This is a genomic window from Marinovum sp. J2-8 (assembly GCF_055808435.1).
On record NZ_JBVVRZ010000011.1, the window covers coordinates 34,560 to 54,510 of the forward strand.

The following is a 19,951-nucleotide window of genomic DNA, read 5'->3' on the forward strand; positions in this document are numbered from 1 at the left end:
CGGGGGGCGGAGATTCCGCCCCCAATCACCTTATAGTGTAACAATATCAATGAGATGAGTGCGATTGCTCGCATTCAGGATGAGAAATCATGTCTGCAACAACCATCATCGACACCGCACCCCTCGGGGCGCTCATTCGCTACACTGACGGCAGCCCCAAGCCACCGGCACGCTTCACCAAGAAGCTGGCGGCCTGGGAGCGCTCGAACGGCGTCGGCCGTCTTGTGAAGAAGGAACCACCCCGGCCTTACGCGACCTGGACGGCACCTGCGTCGTTCACGCTGCATGAGGGCAACTTCTCCTCGGAAGGGGTGATCCTCGTGACCATCATGCGCAGCCATTCGGCTGACAGCGCCCTGGTCTTCGAGGTGGCCGAGGAGCCGAAGCCGGGGCAGGTGCGTGTGCTTCTCGACTTCGGTGGCAACACGGAGCTGCTGCATTTGGCAACGTCCGTCACCGCTGCCGAGCTCTGGATCGCCAAGGAAGGATACCGCAACGCGCGGCTCGAGATCGTCGGTGCCGAGGACGGCGATAGGGCAGGGGGCGCGGACCTGGCCGCCTGAGCCCAACTGAAACCGAGGGGCCCGCCCAAGCGCGGGCCTCTCAACCATCACAACCTTGTCCTTTGAGTTCTCGGGGCACCAAAGGATCCATCCCCAAGGAAGGACGTCTTCAACCAAGATCCTGGCCGGGAGGTTGGAGGCAAAAGCATCAGCCGGACGACAGGCTCCAGTCACCAGGGCACCATCCCCCGCTCGCCATTCCCTTCCTTGGCCCAAATCCTGTCTTCGAGATCAACCCGCGAGGGGTCGGACTACGGGCAAGCCCGTGCCGCCGGGCGGATTCGGACGAGCCGAACGCACCCGGTGATGTCAGCCAGTCTTCGGGCCTGCGGGGTCCTGTCGCGCGGGGGATGGTCCCCCGCCTCCAAGACAGGAGCCAAACAGATGTCCCGCAAAGATGCTCACGCCTTCGCCGCCTCCCTCGCCGCCACGCTCATGGTCTCAATCGTCGTCTTCCAAGCGGGGGATGGAACCTTCGGCGCCGTCCCCGCCGATGAAATCGACGGCGACGAGGTCGTGATCGTTTCGGAATACGATCCCTTCGGGTGAGGCTTCGGCCTCACTTACCGAGGGCCCGGCAGGGCGCAGGCGCGCCCCCGGGCCTATCGCCGACAGAGTGATCGGCGGTGCCGATCTGAAGAACGCTTGTGTGCCGCCAGCGCAGATCGTAGTGCTTACAAGGGCTAAAGCACGCGAAAATTGACTTGGAGAGAGCACGCTAGGATAAGTGGGAAAAACAAATCGTTACATGATTGAGGAACGACAGTGACGCTGGATATCCGCGGTAGCCTGAAAAACACGCGCATCAGTAAGAATCCATTGGTGGTCGTGGATGAGCTACTGGCGAACTCGATCGACGCGTTCCTGATCCGAAAGAGGGATGAGGCCGACGCGGTTGCCCTGGAAGTGACGCTCAAGGTGAAAGCTACTAAAGCGGACTTGCTCGGCGAGGTGTACGACCTTGAGATCACCTGCGAGGACAACGGGTGCGGTGTTGGGCCAGAGCAGCGCAAGGCCTTCCTGACTAAGGACACCTCCTACAAGGATGACCTCAACATCCCTGGCATCGGGAAGTGCAAAGGAACCGGTCGCGTCCAGTTCTTCCACCACTTCACGGCAGTCTCACTGTCATCAATCTACAGAGAGGGAGACCGATTAAAGCACATCTCGCTTCCTTTACTGCGCGACCGAAAGACCATCGAAGAGACCGATTTCACGATAGAGGATCGGGACACCGGCGACGTCGGGACCCATATACGACTTTCGCACGTGGTGCCGAAGCTGCGCGAGACCATCCTATCCGTCGCCAGCGTGCACAGGACGTTCACTGCCGAGGCGATCCGACAGCACGTTCTCTTCAACCTGCTGCAACGGTTCGTCAGCCTTAAGGATGACCTCGGCGACTTCCAGATTAAGTTCGTCAGCGACCTTGGGGGCACCAAGTCTGAAGAAACCTTGACGCCGGCAGCTATCCCCAAGCACACGTCCGTCACGCCGATCACCGTCGAACACGTCGAAGGTAAGGACAAGGTATCGGCCCACTTCACCATAACGCACTACAAGCTGGACGAGACGCAGTACCCGTTGCCTCGCAACATCATAGGCTTGTGCGCCAAGGCGTCTATCGCTGAGCTCATCACCGGTCGTTACCTCAAGACCAAGACGCTCGAAAACAACGCGATTGACGGTCACTACCACATCGTCCTGGTCGAGGGGCCCCTGTTGGATGATGGTGTCAACGAGCAACGCGATGGGTTTGACAAGATACCACTGGACAACGGCTCAGGAGACCTCTTCGAAGGGATGCAGGTCACCTTCGAGGACATATTCTCGGTTCTCGACGACAAGGTGCAGGAGCTCATAACGCCGCCTGATTGGTCTAGGGATACGATCGTGAAAGACGTGGCGAAGGACTTCGGCGTGTCTGAGGAGATGCTCTCTTACTCAAACACGCGCGTGAAGTTCGGGGACACCCCGAACGAGGTCGCGAAGCGTGTCTTGACGAACCTTCAGGAGCAGGTGGTCAACGAGACGTCCAGCCTCTCGGCCATGAAGGAGGCCATCAAGGGCCTCGCCCCGGACAGCGATGACTTCCGACGCAAGATCGACGATCTTTCGTCGGAATTCGCCTCCTTGGTCTTGTCGCGCTTAAGTTCCGGTCTCCCAACTCATTTAGGCAGCCTTTCGTTCGAAGGCCAAGGGGCTTTTTCCACCCAGCGATGAGTGGCGGCGGCGCGGATTGTAGAACCCGTTTATATACTGGAAGATAGCGGCTTCGGCTTGTCGTCTGGTTTTCCAGCGGTTGCGCCAGATCAGCTCAGCCTTGATGGATTTGAAGAACGTTTCCACCATGGAATTGTCATAGCAATTGCCCTTACCGCTCATGGATACTTTGAAGCCATGCCTTGAAAGGCGCTTCTGATAGTCATGTGAACAGTATTGAGAGCCACGATCCGTGTGGTGAATGCAGCCCTCCGCCGGCTGTCGCAAAGCCACGGCCATGTCCAGCGCCCGGATCGCCAGGTCCCGCTTCATACGGTTGCTGACGGCCCAGCCGATGACCCGGCGTGAATAAAGATCGATAATCACAGCCAGATAGAGCCAACCTTCACTGGTCCAGATATAGGATATGTCGCCCGCCCACTTCTGGTTTGGACTCTCAGCCGAGAAGTCCTGATCCAGCAAGTTGGGCCCGATGTTGAACGCATGGTTGCTGTCCGTGGTCACCTTGTATTTCTGGGTTCTGACGATCTTAATGTCGTTCTCACGCATCAAGCGGCCTACGCGTCGGTGCCCGACCTTCAGTCCCAGCTCCTGTAATTCCTCGGTCATCCGCGGCGTGCCATAACTTTGTAGGCTCAGGCGGTGCTGTTCGCGGATATGAGCCAAGATCACCATATCATCGCGTTGTCGTTGGCTCATGGGTCGAGCCCTCCAGGCACGAAAGCCGCGCGATGTTACCCGCATAACTCGGCACAGAAATTCGACTGACCATTCTTCTTTCCAGACTTCGATGAACGCAAATCTCACCGGCTTTGGCCTGCAAAGAAGATTGCCGCTTTTTTTAACACTTCCCTCTCCTCGCGCAGCAGGCGGACTTCTTTGCGGAGACGTTCGTTCTCTTTTTCAACGTCCTCGTGCGGTCCGGACATCAAATCGTTATGCTGATGCTTTTGGACCCACTTGTTCAGTGTCGAAAGCCCAACCCCCAAATCAGAGGCCGCTTGTGGTCGTGTCAGTCCACTGGTCGTTGCGATGCGCACTGCATCACGGCGAAACTCGTCTGTGTATCTCCTTGCCATTCTTAATCTCCTTCATAGCAAACATTGCTCGAAAGAGACCGGAACTAAACCGTGGCAAGACCAACAACGGCCAAAGCCTCTTTGAAGCCGACGTCGATGAGGCCGTTGGCGAGTTGCTAAACCGGATAGGTGAGGAGAACGGGGGCTGCCGCCCGGATATAGCGCTGTTCCACGAGGAAGGCTCCGTTGTGATCGTCGAGTTCAAGGCGCCCGGCGTCAGTCTCGACGAGCACGACAACGACCTGATGGAATACGCCACAATCTTGGCCGCGAAGTCCAACGGAAGGCTGAAGAAGTTCTACGGATACCTGATAGGGGATACCATCAATCCGATCCGCCTGAGAGGCTACAATCGCTTGCCCGGCGAGAACGGCTTCTTCAGCACCAACGATGTGAAGGAGCCGAAAAGCCAGGCTACACTTGGGCAGCTGTACTCGGAGCTTCTTTTCTACGGGGACATCGTGGATCGTGCTCGCAAACGCATCGGAGTATATAGGGAGCGCCTGAAGCTACCGCCGCTTTGATCAAGGTCGGCTTGGTTCCGCTCCGCCGCCGGCACCCACCAAAAATGCTGCAGGATGGACGAATGACCGGTTCTGTGAAGCTACGTGGCAGCGCCCGGCTGTGAGGCGAATGGAGCTCTGGGCCGATTGCCAAGATCAAGCCTTCAACTGATGGCTAGGTCGCTCGCGGTCTTTCCTGCCGCCAACGCCTCCACGAACCACTGCGGTTTCCGCCCCCGGCCGGACCAGGTGAGTGCCGGGTTCTCAGGGTGCCGGTATTTCGCCGCGGCAGGCGCGCGCGCGGTTTTCGCCTCGGTGTTAACAAGCTCGGCCAGAGAGTAGCCCAGATCCCGGGCGAGAGCCTCCACCTTGGCGCGGGCTTCCGCCTTCTGCCGATCCTCGAATGTGGAAATCGCCCTTGCGACGTCCTTCTGCATTTTCTTCAGTTCGCTGAGCGACAGTGCCTCGAGATCGTAATCAGCCATTGATGTGGTCCGTGTCCTGAATGTTCCGGTATCGATAGCCCGGGGCGGTCGGGCGCCGCAACTCCCGGAATGCAAAGGCAGGGGTGGAAAAGGCTGGTGATCGCCGCTTTAGCCGCCAGGAAGGTGCTGAACTGGGGGTCAGGCTGTCGCAATCGGCAGGGGTGACATGTTCTGGCATAGGCTCCCCGCGCATCTCTGCCTCCCGGGCCATCCCTTCGACTGACAATCCCCTAATCCCGTTCGGTCTCCTGCGCGCAACCCCGCGTCAGTCCGGGCCGTGTTGCCCCTTTGGGGCTGCCCGCTCCACCCCGGTCCTCTGGGGGTTTCCGGCGTCCGTTCCGTCCACCGTGCACGCGTCACCCGACGGGCTTTTTCAGGGTCTTGTCGAAGGGGCGGTCCCGAAGACAGGAAACACAGGAGCTAATCATGCAAAACATCGTCATCCTCGCCGGCAACATCGGTCAGAAACCCGAAACCCGCACCACCCAGGGCGGCACCAACATCACCAACTTCAGCCTCGCCACCTCCCGCCCCCGCCTCTCGGAAGGTCGTGTCCTGCGCGACGAGAATGGCTACCGGATCATGGACACTGAATGGCACCGCATCACCTGCTTCAACGGTCTCGGCAAGACGGTCGCGGAGCATTGCGAAAAGGGCATGAAGGTCCTCGTCCACGGCCGCATCCACTACAGCAAGTGGATCGACAGCATGGGCAACGACCGCTACGGCTGCGAGATCATCGCCGAGAAGGTCGACTTCCTGAGCCGCCCGAAGTCGGCCGAGAACGAAAACCCCGAGCTGGTCGACCGTGACGACGAGATCCCGTTCTGAGGAACGGGGTCTCCCCCTTGGACCCGGCGGGGAAACCCGCCGGGTTCGCTGCGCCGCCGCAAGGCAGCTTCGAGCCCAATTCGACTGATGCTGCGCTAACAACGAACGTCCGCTTGACGGCCCGCCGCCGGCACTAGAAAATTCTCATCAGTGTCTTTTGTAGAATTAATAAGAAGAGTAACAATGGATGGCATATGACTTAGAATTTGGGTTCCGTCCATTAGCCATGGATGTGATCGCGGGCCCAATCACGATAGAAACTCTAGATGGCCTTGAGGATCGAGTTGCCGAAGTAGAGCAGTCAGATCAGAAATACCAAGATTGGATTTATTCGCCGCGTCAGAAGATCAAGCACCTAGGTACTGGCGAGATCTATTACGCACCGTATGCTGCGCGGGTTTTTGGCCTGCCCAACACGCATATCATTCGCCACATTGAAGATGTTGGGCTGGGACATCTTCAATTTCACATTTGGTCGCTGGGGTTCTTCACAGGCCAGAGATTGAGCGCGACAGAAGCCGGTTTTCTAGATGCTACACCGCTGAAACCGGGGAAGCTAAACGATTTTGAATTATTGGGTGACAGTTTGCCGAAAGCAGTTCAATTGGCTGAAGCTTACTGGCTAGACAATATGCATGACCGAAAGCAGCTTGCGCGCTTTGAAGCTGCCATTCATGCGCTATTTCTCGCACAAAACCCGAGGCTTTTGCAGTTCGAAGCGTTTATGTTTCTCTACACTGCGCTTGATGCATGTTTTAAGATGATGAAAGAGAGCCTTTCTGGACCGCACCCAAGAACACACGGGGAACGAACCATATGGATGTGTGAGCAATATGGCGTTCCGGTACCTGAATGGGCAGAGCCGGATGGGGGGACAGAAATCGCAGACCTGCGAAACCCGGCTATCCACGAAGGCCTGTATGTCGGGGAACCGCTTGGTTTTGCGGTTGAGGGTCAGGGGGCAAATCGTAACCTCAATTTGCAAATGCAGGCGGTCGTGTGCCGCCTGTTGGTAGCTATCGTCGGCGGGGCTGAAACGGACTATGTGAAGTCGGATGTGACATCTCGGCAGCGCCATGGTCTCAGGCTACCGTGACGCTCAGGATTATTTGCATAAAGAGCATCAATCCTCCAAACGACGAAATTTCAAGCGGACTTTCAATTTCGCAGGTTCTAGGCCCGCTTTGTCCGCGTTGCTGCCATTCGCGTTCCGGCTGAAGAGTGAGAGGAGTGCCGGTTTCCCGGTGACGGGTTGAGGGTTGGGAGAGTGGCTCCCGGCGCCTGTCACGGGAGATAGCCGATGGGCGTTGTAGAAGTTCTGGATCCGGTGCAGCCGGCGCGGGCTGGTGGCTGGAAAGTGGATGTGAGCCGGGGTGAGCGGAACGGACGGGTGTCGTCCGAATGGTTCAACCGGCCCGATGATGAGCGGTATCTGTCGCTCGATGATCTCTGGGCCAGTGTGAAGGGTCGGTCCGAGCGCAGCCGCAGCCGTGTGGTGCAGACGGCGGAAATCCGGGTGGAGGCCGCGCGCGATAACCCCGAGCGGTTGCATCTGATGCTGCCGAAAGCGCAGGAGCCCGTCGCGCCCACGCACTGGGCCTTTGGCCAGCTTGCCAGCATCGTCGGCGCACCGGCGTCTTACCTTCGGCAGCTGCCCGCGCCGCTGGCGGGGATCAACCTGCAATACGGTTTGACCAACCACCGCGCCGAGCAGGTGAAGACATTCGAGACCGAGGATGGCCGCACGGAACTGCGCGCCGTGACCGGTCCCGACTACGGCCGCATCCATGACTTCGAGCTTGTCGAGGCGGTGCAGCGCATCGCGGGCAATGGTACGGGCGATACGCGTTGGAAGGTGCCGGGTGTGCTGGATTGGTCGACCGGGGTCTACAACCCCGATGTCGAAATCAGCCGCGACACGACCACGCTCTACGCCTCTGACCGCGACGTCTTCCTGTTCCTGGTCGACGATCGCAACCCGATCGAAGCGGGCAAGCTGCCCGACGGCTCCCCCGATCTCTACTTCCGGGGTTTCTATTGCTGGAACTCCGAGGTCGGAGCCAAGACGCTTGGCATGGCGAGCTTCTACCTGCGGGCCGTCTGCCAGAACCGGAACCTATGGGGCGTCGAGGATTTCCAGGAGATCCGGATCCGGCATTCGAAATACGCCGCCTCGCGCTTTGCCCATGAGGCGGCGCCGGCGCTGACGCGGTTTGCCAATTCTTCGCCGCAGGGCTTCGTGAACGGCATCAAGGCGGCGCGGCAGCAGATCGTGGCACGCAGCGACGGGGATCGCGCAGATTTCCTGCGCAAGCGGGGTTTCTCGAAAGCCGAGTTCTGGCAAGATCATCGAGAAGGTGCTGATGGAAGAGGGCCGACCGCCCGAGAGCATCTTCGACTTCGTGCAGGGCATCACGCGGCTTGCGCGCGACAAGACCCAGCAGGATGCGCGCCTCGACATGGAAGGCCGCGCCAAGAAGCTCCTCGACCGAGTGGGGTGACCTGAGTTGGGGCGCCTCGCTGGCGCCCCACTGAAATCGCCGTGAAGAGCCCATTTCGCCAGATGCTGCGCAGTAGACGGGTGGACTTTTCCGGCTAACTTCCCATAAACCTCTGTCTTGCCTCTACTGCTATGTTGTAGCGTTGCTGCAGGTCGGCGATCAGGGCCATTGCAACGCGTTTGGCGTCATCGCCCTCTGCTTCCCTGTAGCTTTGCTTCGCTGCCTCCAGCAGCTTCTTGATCTTGAATTCCTCGGGCAGTGCGCCTGCTTCGGCCATGATGCGGACCGCCACTGCTGTCGCCATGTCGGTAAACGCCTCGCCCGAGCGGTCGGGCAGCGGTTTCCCTTCGCCTTCAAGGCCGCGTAATTTGCCCTCTGCGAGGGCTTTCAGGATTTGCCGTTCCACGAGCCGGCGAAGGGACTGGGTCATGCTGTATTCCTGCTTTCTTCCTGATGCCGCCAAGGCGACTATAGCTTAGAACCAAAACCGACTTTGGAAGTTCTGCGCTGAACGGCGGAAAAGTTCGCATTGCCGACATAAGCTTTCATCATCCGCTGCCCCTTCGAGGAAGAGAGCGGCGGTTTGGTCTTTGACGAATGAGGCGGGGAGAGTGGCTTCCCGCGCCGTCGGATATGCTGCCATGTTTGACCTTCCCCTGCCGATCCAGCCGAGCACACGCCCGATGGGCCCCGTTCCAAATGGCGCGACTGTCGCTCCTGATCCCAGCCTGCCTTTCGCGCTGACGCGGATGCATCGGACGGCGGCAGCCCTGATGTCGGGCTCCGCTGCCCCCGTGGTCGTTGAGCGTTTTGCGACCTTGGCCGATGCGATGCAGGGGGCGTTTGAGCTTGCTGAGGACAACGGCTCCGATCCAGCGCTGCAGTTTCTGGCCATCCTTGATTACGACCAGCGCCTGGTTCTTGCCGGGGCCGCCAGTCATGGCGCTGTGGCTTGGTGCCACCCTGTCGCCAATGCTCTTGAGGCGCGGGCCGTCGTGACCGAGGCAGTTCAACTTCGCGCCCAGGCTGGCCGTGCCACTGACTGGCACGAGTCTGAACTGGCGCAGCGGCTGCGCCACCGCGCTGATCTTCTGGATGCCCGGCTTGTCGACCCGCTCTGGCGCGCTTTTGCCGCCCGGGCGCTGCAGATTGCGGCGTGACGCCCAAGAGACAGAGGAGGGCTGGGAGGGGTTTGAGCCTTCGGGGGCAGAAGAGTGCGCCACCCGGGGGTCTGACCTGTCCTCACCGAACGGAGATATCCATGACCCAGACTGAACCCACTCTGGCCGCACCGCTGCGGCCTTCCACCGTCGATTTCGGGGCGATCCTTGCCGCACATGCCGAACGCACCGCCCGGATCCTCGCCCTGCGCCCCGGCAACAAGGACCGCCTTTTCGACGGCCTCACGGCCGCCGACATCACTCATGTCACTGTCACCTTCGATGGTGCTGGAGACAGCGGACAGATCGAAAGCATCGGCGCATGGTCCGGCGAGACCGCCGTCGACTGCCCCGAAACCGAGATCGAATACGCGGCGCTGACCTGGGATGACCCCGAGGTCGAGATGCGGCAGCTCTCGCTGGAGGATGTCGTCGAGCAGCTCGCCTACGATTTCCTCTCGGACACGCATGGCGGCTGGGAGAACAACGACGGCCCCTGGGGCGAATTCTGCTTCGACGCTTCCGCCCGCTGCATCCATCTGGAGTTCAACGAGCGGATCGAGGCGCTGGTCGATCCGCATCTCGCTTCGCCCGTGGTCGAGGTCAGCTGAGATGACCGATCCCGCATACCTGCGCCTCGGTCTGCCGCTGACGGCCTCGCCCCTGACAGTTCTGCGCGCGGCGGTCCGGGCGCTCCACCCCGACACGCGCGCCGTGCGCAGCTTCCGGACGGCGCGCAAACGCTTCTACCGACAGATGCTCTGTGCGCATGCAGCGCGTCAGGCGGCGGGCGACATACCGTCCGGCTGATCGCCCCAACCTGCCACTCATCCCAATCCAGCACCTGGCCACTCGGCCGGGTCTTTCCCATTGAGGAGGTTCCCATGGCGGATTACTTCACCCATTTCTCATGCCTGATCGACGTCGGCACTCCCGACAAGGCTGAACGCGCACTCGCGCTGTTCCAGGAACTCCGCGCTGCGGATCAGGACACCGACGACCCGGAGGTCGCAGGCCTCACACTCGCGCGCCAGGACGCGCCCGAGGGCAGCACCCTCTGGATCCATGACGACGAGCACGGCGATGTCGAGGCGGTTATCCGCTTCGTGCTGCGCCTGGCCGAAGACCTCGACCTCATTGGCCTCTGGGGGTTCCAGTATGCGCTGACCTGTTCCCGTCCTCGCCTCGACGCCTTCGGCGGCGGCGCGCATGTCATCGATCTCGGCGCGCGCAAATCCATCGGCTGGACCAGCACGCAACAATGGCTGGCGGCCGCGCTGAACGGGGAGGATTTCGATGCCTGAGGTCATCTGCACAACCGTCTACCAGTTCCCTGAACTCTCGGATGTCGCCAAGGAAAAGGCCCGCAGCTGGTATCGTGAGCTCGCCCCCCACGACGATTGGTGGGACGCGGTCTACGAGGATTTCGAGCGGGTCTGCGATATTCTCGGCGTCCGGCTCAAAACCACCCCCGTGCGGCTGATGGGCGGAGGGACGCGGGCCAAGCCCTGCATCTGGTTTTCAGGGTTCTGGAGTCAGGGGGATGGCGCATGTTTTGAAGCATACCTCAGCCACGCCAAGGGCGCGGCCGCGCGCATCCGGGACTACGCGCCCCAGGACGCAGCGCTGCACGGCATCGCCGACCGCCTGCAGGCCATCCAGCGGCGGAACTTCTACCAGCTCGCTGCCGAGGTCAGCCATCGTGGCCGCTACTACCACGAATACACCATGTCGGTTGACGTCACGCGCGACAGCCCGACCTGGCAGCCACCGACCGAGGACGCCGAGGAGATCGTGACCGAGGCGCTGCGGGATCTGGCCCGCTGGCTCTACCGCCAGCTTGAGGCTGAATACGATCACCTCACCTCGGACGAGGCCGTCGAAGAAGGGATCATCATCACCGAGTACACCTTCACCGAAGGAGGGCGCCGGTTCGGGTGAGGTCTATCGGGCGAGCGATCTGACGAGCGCCACCAAGGGGTCAAAATCGTGCTGATCAGCCGCCCGCAAGGCCGCGATATAGGCCGTGCGGTGGTCACTGTCGGCATTCAGCGTGCCGTCGCCGGACCAGTCGAGGAAGATGTCTGGTTCGATCCTTGCCAGGTAGGCGTCTGCCATGATCCGCGCCCAACGTCCGTTGCCGTTGGCGAAAGGATGGATCCAGACCAGACGGTGATGCAGGCGCGCCGTGGCTTCCAGCGGGTCAAAGCTCCTGTGGTCGCCCCAGTACCGGGCGTCATCAAGGCAGGTGCGCAGTTCGGTCGAAATGTGCCAAACCGGCACGCCGATGTTCTTCTCGGTCAGGCGGTAGACGCCCGCCCAATCCCAGACCTCGCCGAAAAGGCGCTTGTGGATCTCGCGGACGGCAGCATTGGTCAGCAGATCGAACGATTTGGGCCGTCGGTCGAGCCAGGTCAGGCCAGCGATGATGTTCTCCCCTTCGAGTTCGTTCAACTCGCCACGGGTCGCAATGTGCTTGGCCTTGAGGCCAAGCAATTCGTCGGGTGTCAGGGGCGTCGCCCCGGCGGGTTCATGAAGCTCCAGCGTCATTGCCAGAAATCCCGGCGGCCTTCGCGGATGATGTCGGCTGCAAGTTCCTCCACCATCTCGGCCTCGCTCCGCAGCCCCTCGCTCTGCTCTTCGAGCGCCATGTGCGCGCGTGTGCGCTTGATGATGCGGCGGGCTTTCGCGCGCGCTTGGGCCAGGACGATCTCCTCGACCGGTCCCTCGCGCGGGACGATGGCGTAGACGACACGTCCACCCATGGCCTCGGCAATTTTCTCAAGCTGGTTTAGCGAGATCGTTCCCGCCTGCTCATTCTTGATTGATGCGTAAACTGTGTTGCGCGAGACCTCGAGGCGTTCGGCGAGGGCGGGCGCGTTCATCCCGATCGCTTCCTGAAACGTGGCGATCCAGCCGCCGACCGGCTTCGCAAGCGACTTGGCCAAGCTGGCGGCCTGGTTGATCCTGTCTTGGGCCTGACGTTGCTTTGCGCGAGTGACGGACATGTGCCAACCTGAGAGTTTGCATTCGTGCAGTGTATGCAATGCCACAATATGACAAAACTTCCATGCTTGCAACATTATAGATATGCATAAAGCCTTGTTTCGCCCTATCATAGATTTGCAAGCGTCGTGGTTTTGCCAAGCTGCGATGTGGCACACGGTTGAGCCCTGATCATGTCCCCGGCACTCTTCGCCCTGATCGGCGCTCTCACGGGTCCCCGTCGACGTCGTCATCCGCTTCGTGCGACGCCTTGCCATGAGCAGATCGTAGTCATGGCGTGTGGACCTAAAAAGTTCTATTCAGAACAAAGGCCTGTGGCTGTCGGATGCAGAGAATGGACATATCGCGCGAGGAGCTTTTTGCTCTCATTTGGGAGAAGCCGACCGTCGAGGTCGCGCGTGACATGGGCATATCGGACGTTGCTGTTGCCAAGCTCTGCGCGCGCCTTCAAGTGCCGAAGCCGCCCCGAGGATATTGGGCGCGCGTAGAAGCAGGCCAAGCGCCACGCCGTCCTCCGCTGCGTGCATTTCGCGAGGAAATCGAGGAACGCCGAAAGGCTCTCGCACGACCGCGTCCGCGTCCGGGCGCCGTCAGCCTGTCGCCGATTCAGCGCATGTTCGTCGATCAGGCGCTTCTGGAGTTCGTGGCGAAGGGGGGCAACCTCGGGACCACAAAGGTCGTGTCCAACCAGATCAGGGATATGCCTCCCGAAATCGCCACACAGCTGCTGCTCCTTATCCAGAACCGCTACCTCGTCTGGGTAAAGAACGGGGATGTCGATGTCGCGTTGAGCCATGGCGTCAGGCAAAGCCTTGCGGGGCTCGTCGACAAGATGCTTCCGGTGGCAAAGCCACAGGTCCTTGTACTGTCCCGCGCTGGCCGCTGCTTCGATGAGGACCGCAAGGAACCTTCTATCCTGATCCGACTGACGGCACATCTGCAGGAGCGGATAGCCCAGCTGGCGATGTTGGTCCGCGACCAAAAGCTTGCGCATGTCGTCATGCCGCTCGCCACGCTCGATCATGCCTGGTCAGCGCATCACGTCTATTCTTCGGAAAACTACACGACAGCCCGCAGTAAGCTTTGCCTATCGGCCACCGAACTCTGGGTGGATTGCACCATGACCGCACCTCATTACCGCGGTGCTGACACCGAGACCTTCAAGACCGATAAGGTCGCCTTGCGGGACATCATGCCGATCGACTTGATGCCATCGAAGGAAGTGGAGATCCCGCCAGCGATTGGCCGAGTGCGGATCAGACAGCATTGGCCCCGTCTACGGGCCCTGATCGAGGCCGAACGTGTGCACGAGATGTTGGAGCGCAGCACCTATGCCTTGGAACGGGATATCCCGGATGACCAGATCGCCATCGCGGATCGCATCTGGTTCGGGGGAGATCGCCCGATGCTGAATGCGCGAAGGGCATGGGACCGACTGTCCGACGAGATGGAGCGTTGGGGTGAAGAGATCGAGGCCGAACGAGCTGATTTGTGCTGCTCCATTCTGGGCATCGCACTGGGCGACATTCTGGTTCAATCACACAAAGGCCAGATAACGCGCATTCAAGTCTCACGGACGAGCATGAACATCACCGAAAACCGGTCATTCTTCATCGTTGAAGGACAACGGTTCCGGAAAGATGGTACGGTGGGCAAACGCATTGAGGCCATTTGGATCGACTTCTGAAGGGAATGCAGTCCCGCTGATCCGCGCTCACTTGTTCCCGTCAATCCACTTCGACATCAGCCCCTTGTCGCGGAAACACTCATCCGGGACGGCGCGGCGTTTGATGCGGGCGAGACGCTCGGCGAAGGCGACCTGCTTTGATGTCGGGCGGCTTTCCTTCACGCCCGGGTTCATCTTGGCTTGTGCGTCGATCCAGGCGCTCAAGGAGCGCCGATCTTGCTTAACCTCCCACGGCAGAAGCGTCTGATTGCGCAGGGCCAGAGCGCGCGCATAGGCGATCTGCTTTGGCGTCGCGGGCAGGGCGTAAGCGGTGGTTTCCATCGGGGGTCTCCCTTCTTAGCGTGGTTCATAAAATAGAACAGAACAGGAACAAAAGCAAGCTGCCTGCACAAATGATAGGGTTTGAGAGGAAGAGGAGGGCCGGGGAAGGTCAGGCCTGAAGCTGCCCGAAAGAGGGTGTCCGGGCCTGATCCTGTCCCTCATTCCGGAGTTTCCCGATGACCCATCTCGCCCCTTTCGCGTCCGAGCGCGCACTTGCGCCTGTTGTCCCCATCCCGTCCCGCAATACGGCCGTCGCGGTCTTGAGCGTGGCCGAGGCGCTGCAGCCTGATCTGGCGCAAGGGTTTCAGATCGACGCGCTGCGTCTGCGCGCTGAAATGGAGCGCGCCTTCGGCGGCTCCGATGCAGAGGGCGCATGGGATTGGAAGCTGGCCTATGAGGCGGGCGAGGCAGCGCTGGTCCTGTTCCTGCGGAAGTTCGGCCGCGCGCTCTTGGCCCGGACCGGCTCGCCCACTGCGCTGCTGCCGATCCTTGCCAAGGTGGCGGGCCTCTTGCCGACCCATACGCGGCGGTCGGAGGAGATGGAGCGCTTCCAGCAATTCTCGACGCCGCTCCCCATGGGGCTGGCGGCACTGGCTGCCGCACAGATCACTGCGCACGATCTGGTGCTGGAGCCATCGGCTGGGACAGGCCTTCTGGCGGTCCTCGCAGAAATCGCGGGCGGCAGCCTCGCGCTGAACGAGCTTGCCGACACCCGCGCTGATCTCCTCCGTCGCTTGTTTCCGGGCCGGCCTGTCACGGGCTTTGACGCAGCCCAGATCGACGATCATCTGGACGCAGGGTTGCGCCCGAGCGTGATCCTGATGAACCCGCCGTTCTCGGCGGTGGCCAATGTCGATGCCCGCAGCACCGAGGCGACAGCGCGGCATCTGCGCTCTGCGCTCGCGCGCCTGGTCCTCGGCGGACGGCTGGTCGCCATCACCGGTGCCAGTTTCGCGCCCGATTCCCCGGCTTGGGCCGAAACCTTTGGCCGCCTGACCGAGACCGCCCATCTGGTCTTTACAGGTGCCATATCCGGTGCCGCGTTTGTCAAACATGGCACCAGCTTCGAGACGCGGATTTCGGTCTTCGACAAATGCCGCGGCGGTGAGCCGGGCGGCATTACAGCAGATCTGGCGCGCCCGATATCGCCTGATGTGGCCAGCCTGCTGTCGCTGATCACCACTCACGTCCCGCCGCGCCTCGCGTTTGAGCAGGCTGATCCAACAGGGCAGGGCCCCTCTTCCTCCTTCCCGGGAAATCCCGTCCGCACCGTGCGCACGGCCGTCAGCACATCGCGCAACAAGCCCGCAACACCCGCCACCAACACCGCCGCGCAGATCGATGCCGCGGACCTCGCCTACACCCTGCGAGATGCTACTGAGGACGGCGTCAGCGCGTGCCTGTCGGATGCCATTTATGAAACCTTCCGTCTGCAGGCGATCGACATCCCCGAGGCGGAACCGCACCCGACCAAGCTGGTGCAATCGGCTGCGATGGCCTCAGTCGCGCCTCCGAAACCTTCCTACCGCCCCAAACTGCCGCCAGCCGTCAAGTGCTGTGGCCTGCTCTCTGACGCACAGCTTGAGACCGTGATCTACGCCGGTGAGGCACATGGCGCATTTCTCGCGGGGTCTTGGACCGTCAATGAAACCGGCGACATGGTCTCCGCTGCGCCCGACGATGCTGCGGACGCCGTCAGCTTCCGCCGTGGCTTCTTCCTTGGCGATGGCACCGGTGCGGGCAAGGGCCGCCAGTCAGCCGGGATCCTGCTCGACAACTGGGCGCAGGGTCGGCGCAAGGCGCTCTGGATTTCCAAGAGCGACAAGCTTCTCGAGGACGCTCAGCGCGACTGGTCGGCGCTTGGCCAGGAGCGGCTGCTGGTCACGCCGCTGTCGCGTTTTGCACAAGGCCGCGACATCCCGCTCTCCGAGGGCATCCTGTTCACCACCTACGCTACGCTGCGCTCGGAAGAGCGCGGGGCCAAAAAGTCCCGCGTCGACCAGATCGTGGACTGGCTTGGGGCGGATTTCGACGGAGTGATTTTGTTCGATGAAAGCCATGCCATGGCGAATGCTGCCGGGGGCAAAGGCGAGCGGGGCGATACCATGGCCTCGCAGCAGGGCAGGGCGGGTCTGCGTCTGCAGCACAAACTTCCGAATGCCCGCGTGGTCTATGTCTCGGCCACCGGCGCGACCTCGGTTCATAACCTCGCCTATGCGCAGCGCCTTGGTCTCTGGGGCGGGGAAGACTTTCCCTTCGCCACCCGGGCAGAATTCGTCGAGGCGATCGAGGCAGGTGGCGTGGCAGCGATGGAGGTCCTCGCCCGCGACCTGCGGTCCCTTGGCCTCTACACCGCCCGGTCGCTCTCCTATGACGGCGTCGAGTACGAAATGCTGGAACATGCGCTGACCCCCGAGCAGCGCGGCATCTACGACGCCTACGCCGGGGCCTTCGCCATCATCCACAACAACCTCGCCGCTGCGATGGAGGCCGCCAACATCACGGGGGATGCTGGCACGCTGAACCGGCAGGCCAAGTCCGCCGCGCGCTCGGCTTTTGAGTCCGCCAAGCAGCGCTTCTTCGGCCATCTGCTGACGTCGATGAAAACCCCCACGCTTATCGCGAGCATTGAGGCCGATCTGGGGGGGGCCATGCCGCAGTCATCCAGATCGTCTCCACCGGCGAGGCGCTGATGGAACGTCGCTTGTCGGAGATCCCGACCGACGAGTGGAACGACATCCGCGTCGATATCACCCCGCGCGAATACGTCATGGACTACCTCACCCATTCTTTCCCGGTGCAGCTCTATGAGCCTTTCACTGACAGCGAGGGCAATCTCTCGTCCCGGCCTGTCACGCGCGACGGCCAACCAGTAGAATGTCGAGAGGCCGCCCGCAGGCGCGACGCGCTGATCGAAAAGCTGGCATCACTGCCGCCCGTGCCGGGGGCGCTCGACCAGATCGTCCAGCGCTTCGGCACCGATCTCGTGGCCGAAGTCACGGGTCGGTCGCGGCGCATCGTGCGGAAGGGCGAGGGCCCTGCAGCGCGGCTTGTCGTCGAAAGCCGGGCGGGCTCTGCCAACCTCGCGGAAACCGCCGCCTTCATGGATGACCAGAAGCGCATCCTGATCTTCTCGGATGCCGGCGGCACGGGGCGCAGCTATCACGCCGATCTCGGGGCGAAGAACCAGCGCCTGCGTGTCCATTATCTCCTCGAGCCGGGCTGGAAGGCCGATGCTGCCATCCAAGGCCTTGGCCGCACCAACCGCACCAATCAGGCGCAACCGCCGCTGTTTCGGCCAGTGGCCACGGACGTGAAGGCGGAAAAGCGGTTCCTGTCGACTATCGCGCGCCGTCTCGACACGCTGGGTGCCATCACGCGGGGTCAGCGCCAGACCGGCGGGCAGGGGCTGTTCCGGCCCGAGGACAACCTCGAAAGCCCCTATGCCCGCGACGCCCTGCGCCAACTCTACCGCCGCATCTATCGCGGCGATGTGGCGGGCTGTTCACTCGGGGCGTTCGAGGATGCGACCGGCCTCAGTCTGACCGACGACAACGGGCTGAAAGATGACCTGCCGCCGATCACAACCTTCCTCAATCGTCTGCTTGCGCTGACGATCGACATGCAGGCCGTGCTCTTCTCGGCCTTCGAGGAACTTCTCGATCAGCGGATCGAGGGTGCCATCGCCGCCGGGGTCTACGACCTCGGGCTCGAGACGCTGCGCGCCGAGAGTTTCCGCGTCAACTACGCCCGCGTCATCTACACCCATCCCGGCTCTGGCGCAGAAACTCAGCTCCTGACCATCGCGGAAAAGCGGCGCAACACACCGACCGCGCTCGCGGACGCGCTGGACTGGCTCGATGATCCGAAGGCGCGGCTGCTGGTCAACAGCCGATCTGGCCGGGCGGCGGTGCAGGTGCCCGCCACCAGCCTGATGCTGGATGACGGCACCATCGAACCCCGCTTGCGGCTGATCCGCCCGACGGAGGCAAGCACCGTGCCTGCTAAGATCATGGAAGACACCCATTGGCTGGAGGCAGATCGGGCGGCCTTCGCTGCCGCCTGGACTGCGGAACTCTCCGAGGTGCCGGAGTTCTCGGAGGCCACGCTGCACATCGTCGCGGGCCTTCTGCTGCCGATCTGGAAGCAACTGCCGCAGGATGAGACCCGCGTCTACCGGCTGCAAACCGATGACGGCCAGCGGATCATCGGTCGCCGGGTCTCACCCGCCTGGGTCGCGACCACGCTGGCAGATGAGGCCCCAAGGCTTACGGCAGCGCAGGTGCATGCCCTCGTTCTGGAGGGCAAGACGGTGGTGCGGCTTGCCGAAGGGATGGAGTTGCACCGGTCCCGCGTCATGGGGGTGAACCGGATAGAACTGTCGGGCTTTTCCGAAGCCGCCAAGGACCGGCTCAAGGCAGATGGGTTCTTTTCGGAGATCATCGCCTGGAAGCTGCGGCTCTTCTGCCCAGCAGACTCGAGCGGCATCGCAGTGCTTGATCGTCTGCTTGCACGTTGTCCTGTGACGGGACTACATGCACGCGGAGGGTGTTGAGCCATGTATTCCGAGACTGAAGATGTGATCCGCGCACTCGCGGAGAACGCCGAAAGCGTTTGTCGCCAATACCTTCCCGCCGGACGGCGGGAAGGGTCCTACTGGATCGTGGGCGATCTGCAGAACAACCCTGGCCGGTCGCTTTTCGTGCGGCTGACCGGGCCTGCCTCGGGGCCGGGTGCTGCCGGTAAGTTCACCGACGGCGCCACGGGCGAGCATGGCGATCTTCTGGACATCATCCGTGAGCGAACCGGGATCTCACGCTTTCCCGACCTTCTGGCCGAGGCCCGAGCGCATCTCGGCCGTCCGCAGCCGGTCCTCCCGGATGTCCCAGTGCCAAAGAAGACCAAAGCCCCCGGTGGCACGCCAGAGGCGGCGGCGCGGCTGTTCGCAGTCTCAGTGCCGGTCGCAGGCACGCTGGCTGACACCTACCTCCGCTCCCGGGGCCTGACCCAAGGCGGCACGATGAGCGCGCTGCGCTTCCACCCGAAGTGCTGGCATCGGGATGAGGGTCAGACCCGGAGCATCCCCAGACCGGCGCTGATCGCAGCGGTCACCGATGGGGCAGGGGCCTTGCGGGGCGTGCATCGCACCTGGCTGGCACCTGACGGACAGGGAAAAGCAGCCGTTGAGACCCAGCGGCGTGCCATGGGTCACCTCCTCGGCAATGCCGTCAGGCTGACCCCGCATGACGACATCCTCGTGGTCGGCGAAGGCATCGAGACCATGCTGTCCTTGGTCGAGGCAGTGCCCGGCCTTCCCGTCTGGGCGGCGCTCTCATCGGCTCACCTCGGGGCCGTTCTGCTGCCGGAGGGGCTTCAGCGCCTCTACATCGCCATCGACCGCGATCCGGCGGGGCAACGTGCGGCAGAGAGGTTGAGCGCCAGAGCCCTTGATGCCGGGATTGCCGTACGGGTGCTGGAACCACGGCTCGGAGATTTCAACGATGATCTCCGGGCGACCGGCAAAGAGGCGCTGCGCCAGCATCTGGCAGGACAGATCGGGCCTGAGGATCAGCATCGCTTGTAGGGCTGAGC

The 19,951-nt window shown here is 61.9% G+C and carries 19 protein-coding genes and 2 pseudogenes; 15 read left to right on the forward strand and 6 right to left on the reverse strand.

What is annotated here, in order from left to right; all coding sequences use genetic code 11:
- Window positions 1-89 precede the first annotated feature (89 nt).
- From AC0L4F_RS21490 to AC0L4F_RS21500, 3 genes are all read left to right on the forward strand, one after another.
- Window positions 90-563 (forward strand): hypothetical protein, encoded by a 474-nt coding sequence (locus AC0L4F_RS21490; RefSeq protein ID WP_244691414.1) that lies wholly within the window; start codon window positions 90-92, stop codon window positions 561-563.
- 384 nt (window positions 564-947) lie between these two features.
- Window positions 948-1,112 carry a hypothetical protein gene (locus AC0L4F_RS21495; protein ID WP_007803240.1) on the forward strand — a complete coding sequence of 55 codons (165 nt, stop codon included), beginning with the start codon at window positions 948-950 and terminating at the stop codon, window positions 1,110-1,112.
- 216 nt (window positions 1,113-1,328) lie between these two features.
- Window positions 1,329-2,786: a hypothetical protein gene (locus tag AC0L4F_RS21500; protein ID WP_244691415.1), complete on the forward strand. Its 1,458-nt coding sequence runs from the start codon at window positions 1,329-1,331 to the stop codon at window positions 2,784-2,786.
- Here AC0L4F_RS21500 and AC0L4F_RS21505 read toward each other — a convergent pair.
- Window positions 2,736-3,865, reverse strand: a protein-coding gene (locus AC0L4F_RS21505) for an IS3 family transposase (protein WP_244691416.1) whose coding sequence is annotated in 2 segments (ribosomal slippage) — window positions 2,736-3,619 and window positions 3,619-3,865 — 1,131 coding nt in all. Because the reading frame shifts where the segments join, the coding sequence is not laid out codon by codon here. The two genes, AC0L4F_RS21500 and AC0L4F_RS21505, sit on opposite strands and share 51 nt — an antisense overlap.
- Here AC0L4F_RS21505 and AC0L4F_RS21510 point away from each other — a divergent pair.
- Window positions 3,859-4,389: a hypothetical protein gene (locus tag AC0L4F_RS21510; RefSeq protein ID WP_244691417.1), complete on the forward strand. Its 531-nt coding sequence runs from the start codon at window positions 3,859-3,861 to the stop codon at window positions 4,387-4,389. The two genes, AC0L4F_RS21505 and AC0L4F_RS21510, sit on opposite strands and share 7 nt — an antisense overlap.
- A 143-nt stretch (window positions 4,390-4,532) precedes the next feature.
- Here the strand turns inward: AC0L4F_RS21510 and AC0L4F_RS21515 are convergent, their stop codons facing one another.
- The gene (locus tag AC0L4F_RS21515; protein WP_244691418.1) at window positions 4,533-4,853 is read right to left on the reverse strand and encodes an H-NS histone family protein; all 321 of its coding nucleotides are present in this window, start codon (window positions 4,851-4,853) and stop codon (window positions 4,533-4,535) included.
- A 426-nt stretch (window positions 4,854-5,279) separates the two neighbouring features.
- Here AC0L4F_RS21515 and AC0L4F_RS21520 point away from each other — a divergent pair, with 426 nt between their 5' ends.
- From AC0L4F_RS21520 to AC0L4F_RS21530, 3 genes and pseudogenes are all read left to right on the forward strand, one after another.
- Entirely contained in the window at window positions 5,280-5,684 is a 405-nt protein-coding gene (locus AC0L4F_RS21520; protein WP_009827211.1) for a single-stranded DNA-binding protein, read from the forward strand.
- Window positions 5,685-5,871: 187 nt separating this feature from the next.
- Window positions 5,872-6,780 (forward strand): hypothetical protein, encoded by a 909-nt coding sequence (locus tag AC0L4F_RS21525; protein WP_244691419.1) that lies wholly within the window; start codon window positions 5,872-5,874, stop codon window positions 6,778-6,780.
- A 204-nt stretch (window positions 6,781-6,984) separates the two neighbouring features.
- A pseudogene (locus tag AC0L4F_RS21530) lies at window positions 6,985-8,185 on the forward strand (DUF932 domain-containing protein).
- Window positions 8,186-8,279: 94 nt separating this feature from the next.
- Here the strand turns inward: AC0L4F_RS21530 and AC0L4F_RS21535 are convergent.
- Complete coding sequence (locus AC0L4F_RS21535; RefSeq protein WP_244691420.1) at window positions 8,280-8,615, reverse strand: DnaJ family domain-containing protein; 336 nt, start codon at window positions 8,613-8,615, stop codon at window positions 8,280-8,282.
- A 211-nt stretch (window positions 8,616-8,826) separates the two neighbouring features.
- Here AC0L4F_RS21535 and AC0L4F_RS21540 point away from each other — a divergent pair, with 211 nt between their 5' ends.
- From AC0L4F_RS21540 to AC0L4F_RS21560, 5 genes are all read left to right on the forward strand, one after another.
- Window positions 8,827-9,345, forward strand: a complete 519-nt coding sequence (locus AC0L4F_RS21540; protein WP_244691421.1) for a DNA repair protein RadC — start codon at window positions 8,827-8,829, stop codon at window positions 9,343-9,345.
- A 101-nt stretch (window positions 9,346-9,446) separates the two neighbouring features.
- Window positions 9,447-9,956: a DUF6878 family protein gene (locus AC0L4F_RS21545; protein ID WP_244691422.1), complete on the forward strand. Its 510-nt coding sequence runs from the start codon at window positions 9,447-9,449 to the stop codon at window positions 9,954-9,956.
- A gap of 1 nt (window position 9,957) precedes the next feature.
- On the forward strand, window positions 9,958-10,155 hold the full coding sequence (locus tag AC0L4F_RS21550; RefSeq protein ID WP_244691423.1) for a hypothetical protein: 198 nt from the start codon (window positions 9,958-9,960) through the stop codon (window positions 10,153-10,155).
- A 74-nt stretch (window positions 10,156-10,229) separates the two neighbouring features.
- A complete protein-coding gene (locus tag AC0L4F_RS21555) occupies window positions 10,230-10,649 on the forward strand; it encodes a hypothetical protein (RefSeq protein WP_244691424.1) in 420 nt (139 codons plus the stop codon).
- Window positions 10,642-11,286: an antitoxin of toxin-antitoxin stability system gene (locus AC0L4F_RS21560; protein ID WP_244691425.1), complete on the forward strand. Its 645-nt coding sequence runs from the start codon at window positions 10,642-10,644 to the stop codon at window positions 11,284-11,286. The genes AC0L4F_RS21555 and AC0L4F_RS21560 overlap by 8 nt, the downstream gene beginning before the upstream one ends.
- 3 nt (window positions 11,287-11,289) lie before the next feature.
- Here the strand turns inward: AC0L4F_RS21560 and AC0L4F_RS21565 are convergent, their stop codons facing one another.
- A complete protein-coding gene (locus tag AC0L4F_RS21565; protein WP_244691426.1) occupies window positions 11,290-11,895 on the reverse strand; it encodes a mobile mystery protein B in 606 nt (201 codons plus the stop codon).
- Window positions 11,892-12,353: a helix-turn-helix domain-containing protein gene (locus AC0L4F_RS21570; protein WP_164687376.1), complete on the reverse strand. Its 462-nt coding sequence runs from the start codon at window positions 12,351-12,353 to the stop codon at window positions 11,892-11,894. The genes AC0L4F_RS21565 and AC0L4F_RS21570 overlap by 4 nt, the downstream gene beginning before the upstream one ends.
- Window positions 12,354-12,685: 332 nt before the next feature.
- On the opposite strand from AC0L4F_RS21570, the gene AC0L4F_RS21575 reads away from it, so the two are divergent.
- The gene (locus AC0L4F_RS21575; protein WP_244691427.1) at window positions 12,686-14,038 is read left to right on the forward strand and encodes a hypothetical protein; all 1,353 of its coding nucleotides are present in this window, start codon (window positions 12,686-12,688) and stop codon (window positions 14,036-14,038) included.
- Window positions 14,039-14,065: 27 nt separating this feature from the next.
- Here the strand turns inward: AC0L4F_RS21575 and AC0L4F_RS21580 are convergent, their stop codons facing one another.
- Window positions 14,066-14,359, reverse strand: coding sequence for a hypothetical protein (locus AC0L4F_RS21580; protein WP_244691428.1), 294 nt, complete (start codon window positions 14,357-14,359; stop codon window positions 14,066-14,068).
- Between the two features lie 176 nt (window positions 14,360-14,535).
- Here AC0L4F_RS21580 and AC0L4F_RS21585 point away from each other — a divergent pair.
- Together AC0L4F_RS21585 and AC0L4F_RS21590 are read left to right on the forward strand one after the other, a co-directional pair.
- Window positions 14,536-18,914, forward strand: a pseudogene (locus AC0L4F_RS21585) (strawberry notch-like NTP hydrolase domain-containing protein).
- A 3-nt stretch (window positions 18,915-18,917) separates the two neighbouring features.
- A complete protein-coding gene (locus AC0L4F_RS21590) occupies window positions 18,918-19,943 on the forward strand; it encodes a DUF7146 domain-containing protein (protein WP_244691429.1) in 1,026 nt (341 codons plus the stop codon).
- The last annotated feature ends 8 nt before the right edge of the window (window positions 19,944-19,951 follow it).

Excerpts from the sequence above, each read along its gene's own strand:
- AC0L4F_RS21560 (WP_244691425.1), top strand. The coding sequence starts at position 10,642 with ATGCCTGAGGTCATCTGCACAACCGTCTACCAGTTCCCTGAACTCTCG.
- AC0L4F_RS21570 (WP_164687376.1), bottom strand. The coding sequence starts at position 12,353 with ATGTCCGTCACTCGCGCAAAGCAACGTCAGGCCCAAGACAGGATCAAC.
- AC0L4F_RS21545 (WP_244691422.1), top strand. The coding sequence starts at position 9,447 with ATGACCCAGACTGAACCCACTCTGGCCGCACCGCTGCGGCCTTCCACC.
- AC0L4F_RS21525 (WP_244691419.1), top strand. The coding sequence starts at position 5,872 with ATGGCATATGACTTAGAATTTGGGTTCCGTCCATTAGCCATGGATGTG.
- AC0L4F_RS21490 (WP_244691414.1), top strand. The coding sequence starts at position 90 with ATGTCTGCAACAACCATCATCGACACCGCACCCCTCGGGGCGCTCATT.
- AC0L4F_RS21535 (WP_244691420.1), bottom strand. The coding sequence starts at position 8,615 with ATGACCCAGTCCCTTCGCCGGCTCGTGGAACGGCAAATCCTGAAAGCC.
- AC0L4F_RS21555 (WP_244691424.1), top strand. The coding sequence starts at position 10,230 with ATGGCGGATTACTTCACCCATTTCTCATGCCTGATCGACGTCGGCACT.
- AC0L4F_RS21495 (WP_007803240.1), top strand. The coding sequence starts at position 948 with ATGTCCCGCAAAGATGCTCACGCCTTCGCCGCCTCCCTCGCCGCCACG.
- AC0L4F_RS21550 (WP_244691423.1), top strand. The coding sequence starts at position 9,958 with ATGACCGATCCCGCATACCTGCGCCTCGGTCTGCCGCTGACGGCCTCG.
- AC0L4F_RS21515 (WP_244691418.1), bottom strand. The coding sequence starts at position 4,853 with ATGGCTGATTACGATCTCGAGGCACTGTCGCTCAGCGAACTGAAGAAA.
- AC0L4F_RS21590 (WP_244691429.1), top strand. The coding sequence starts at position 18,918 with ATGTATTCCGAGACTGAAGATGTGATCCGCGCACTCGCGGAGAACGCC.
- AC0L4F_RS21540 (WP_244691421.1), top strand. The coding sequence starts at position 8,827 with ATGTTTGACCTTCCCCTGCCGATCCAGCCGAGCACACGCCCGATGGGC.
- AC0L4F_RS21520 (WP_009827211.1), top strand. The coding sequence starts at position 5,280 with ATGCAAAACATCGTCATCCTCGCCGGCAACATCGGTCAGAAACCCGAA.
- AC0L4F_RS21575 (WP_244691427.1), top strand. The coding sequence starts at position 12,686 with ATGGACATATCGCGCGAGGAGCTTTTTGCTCTCATTTGGGAGAAGCCG.
- AC0L4F_RS21565 (WP_244691426.1), bottom strand. The coding sequence starts at position 11,895 with ATGACGCTGGAGCTTCATGAACCCGCCGGGGCGACGCCCCTGACACCC.
- AC0L4F_RS21580 (WP_244691428.1), bottom strand. The coding sequence starts at position 14,359 with ATGGAAACCACCGCTTACGCCCTGCCCGCGACGCCAAAGCAGATCGCC.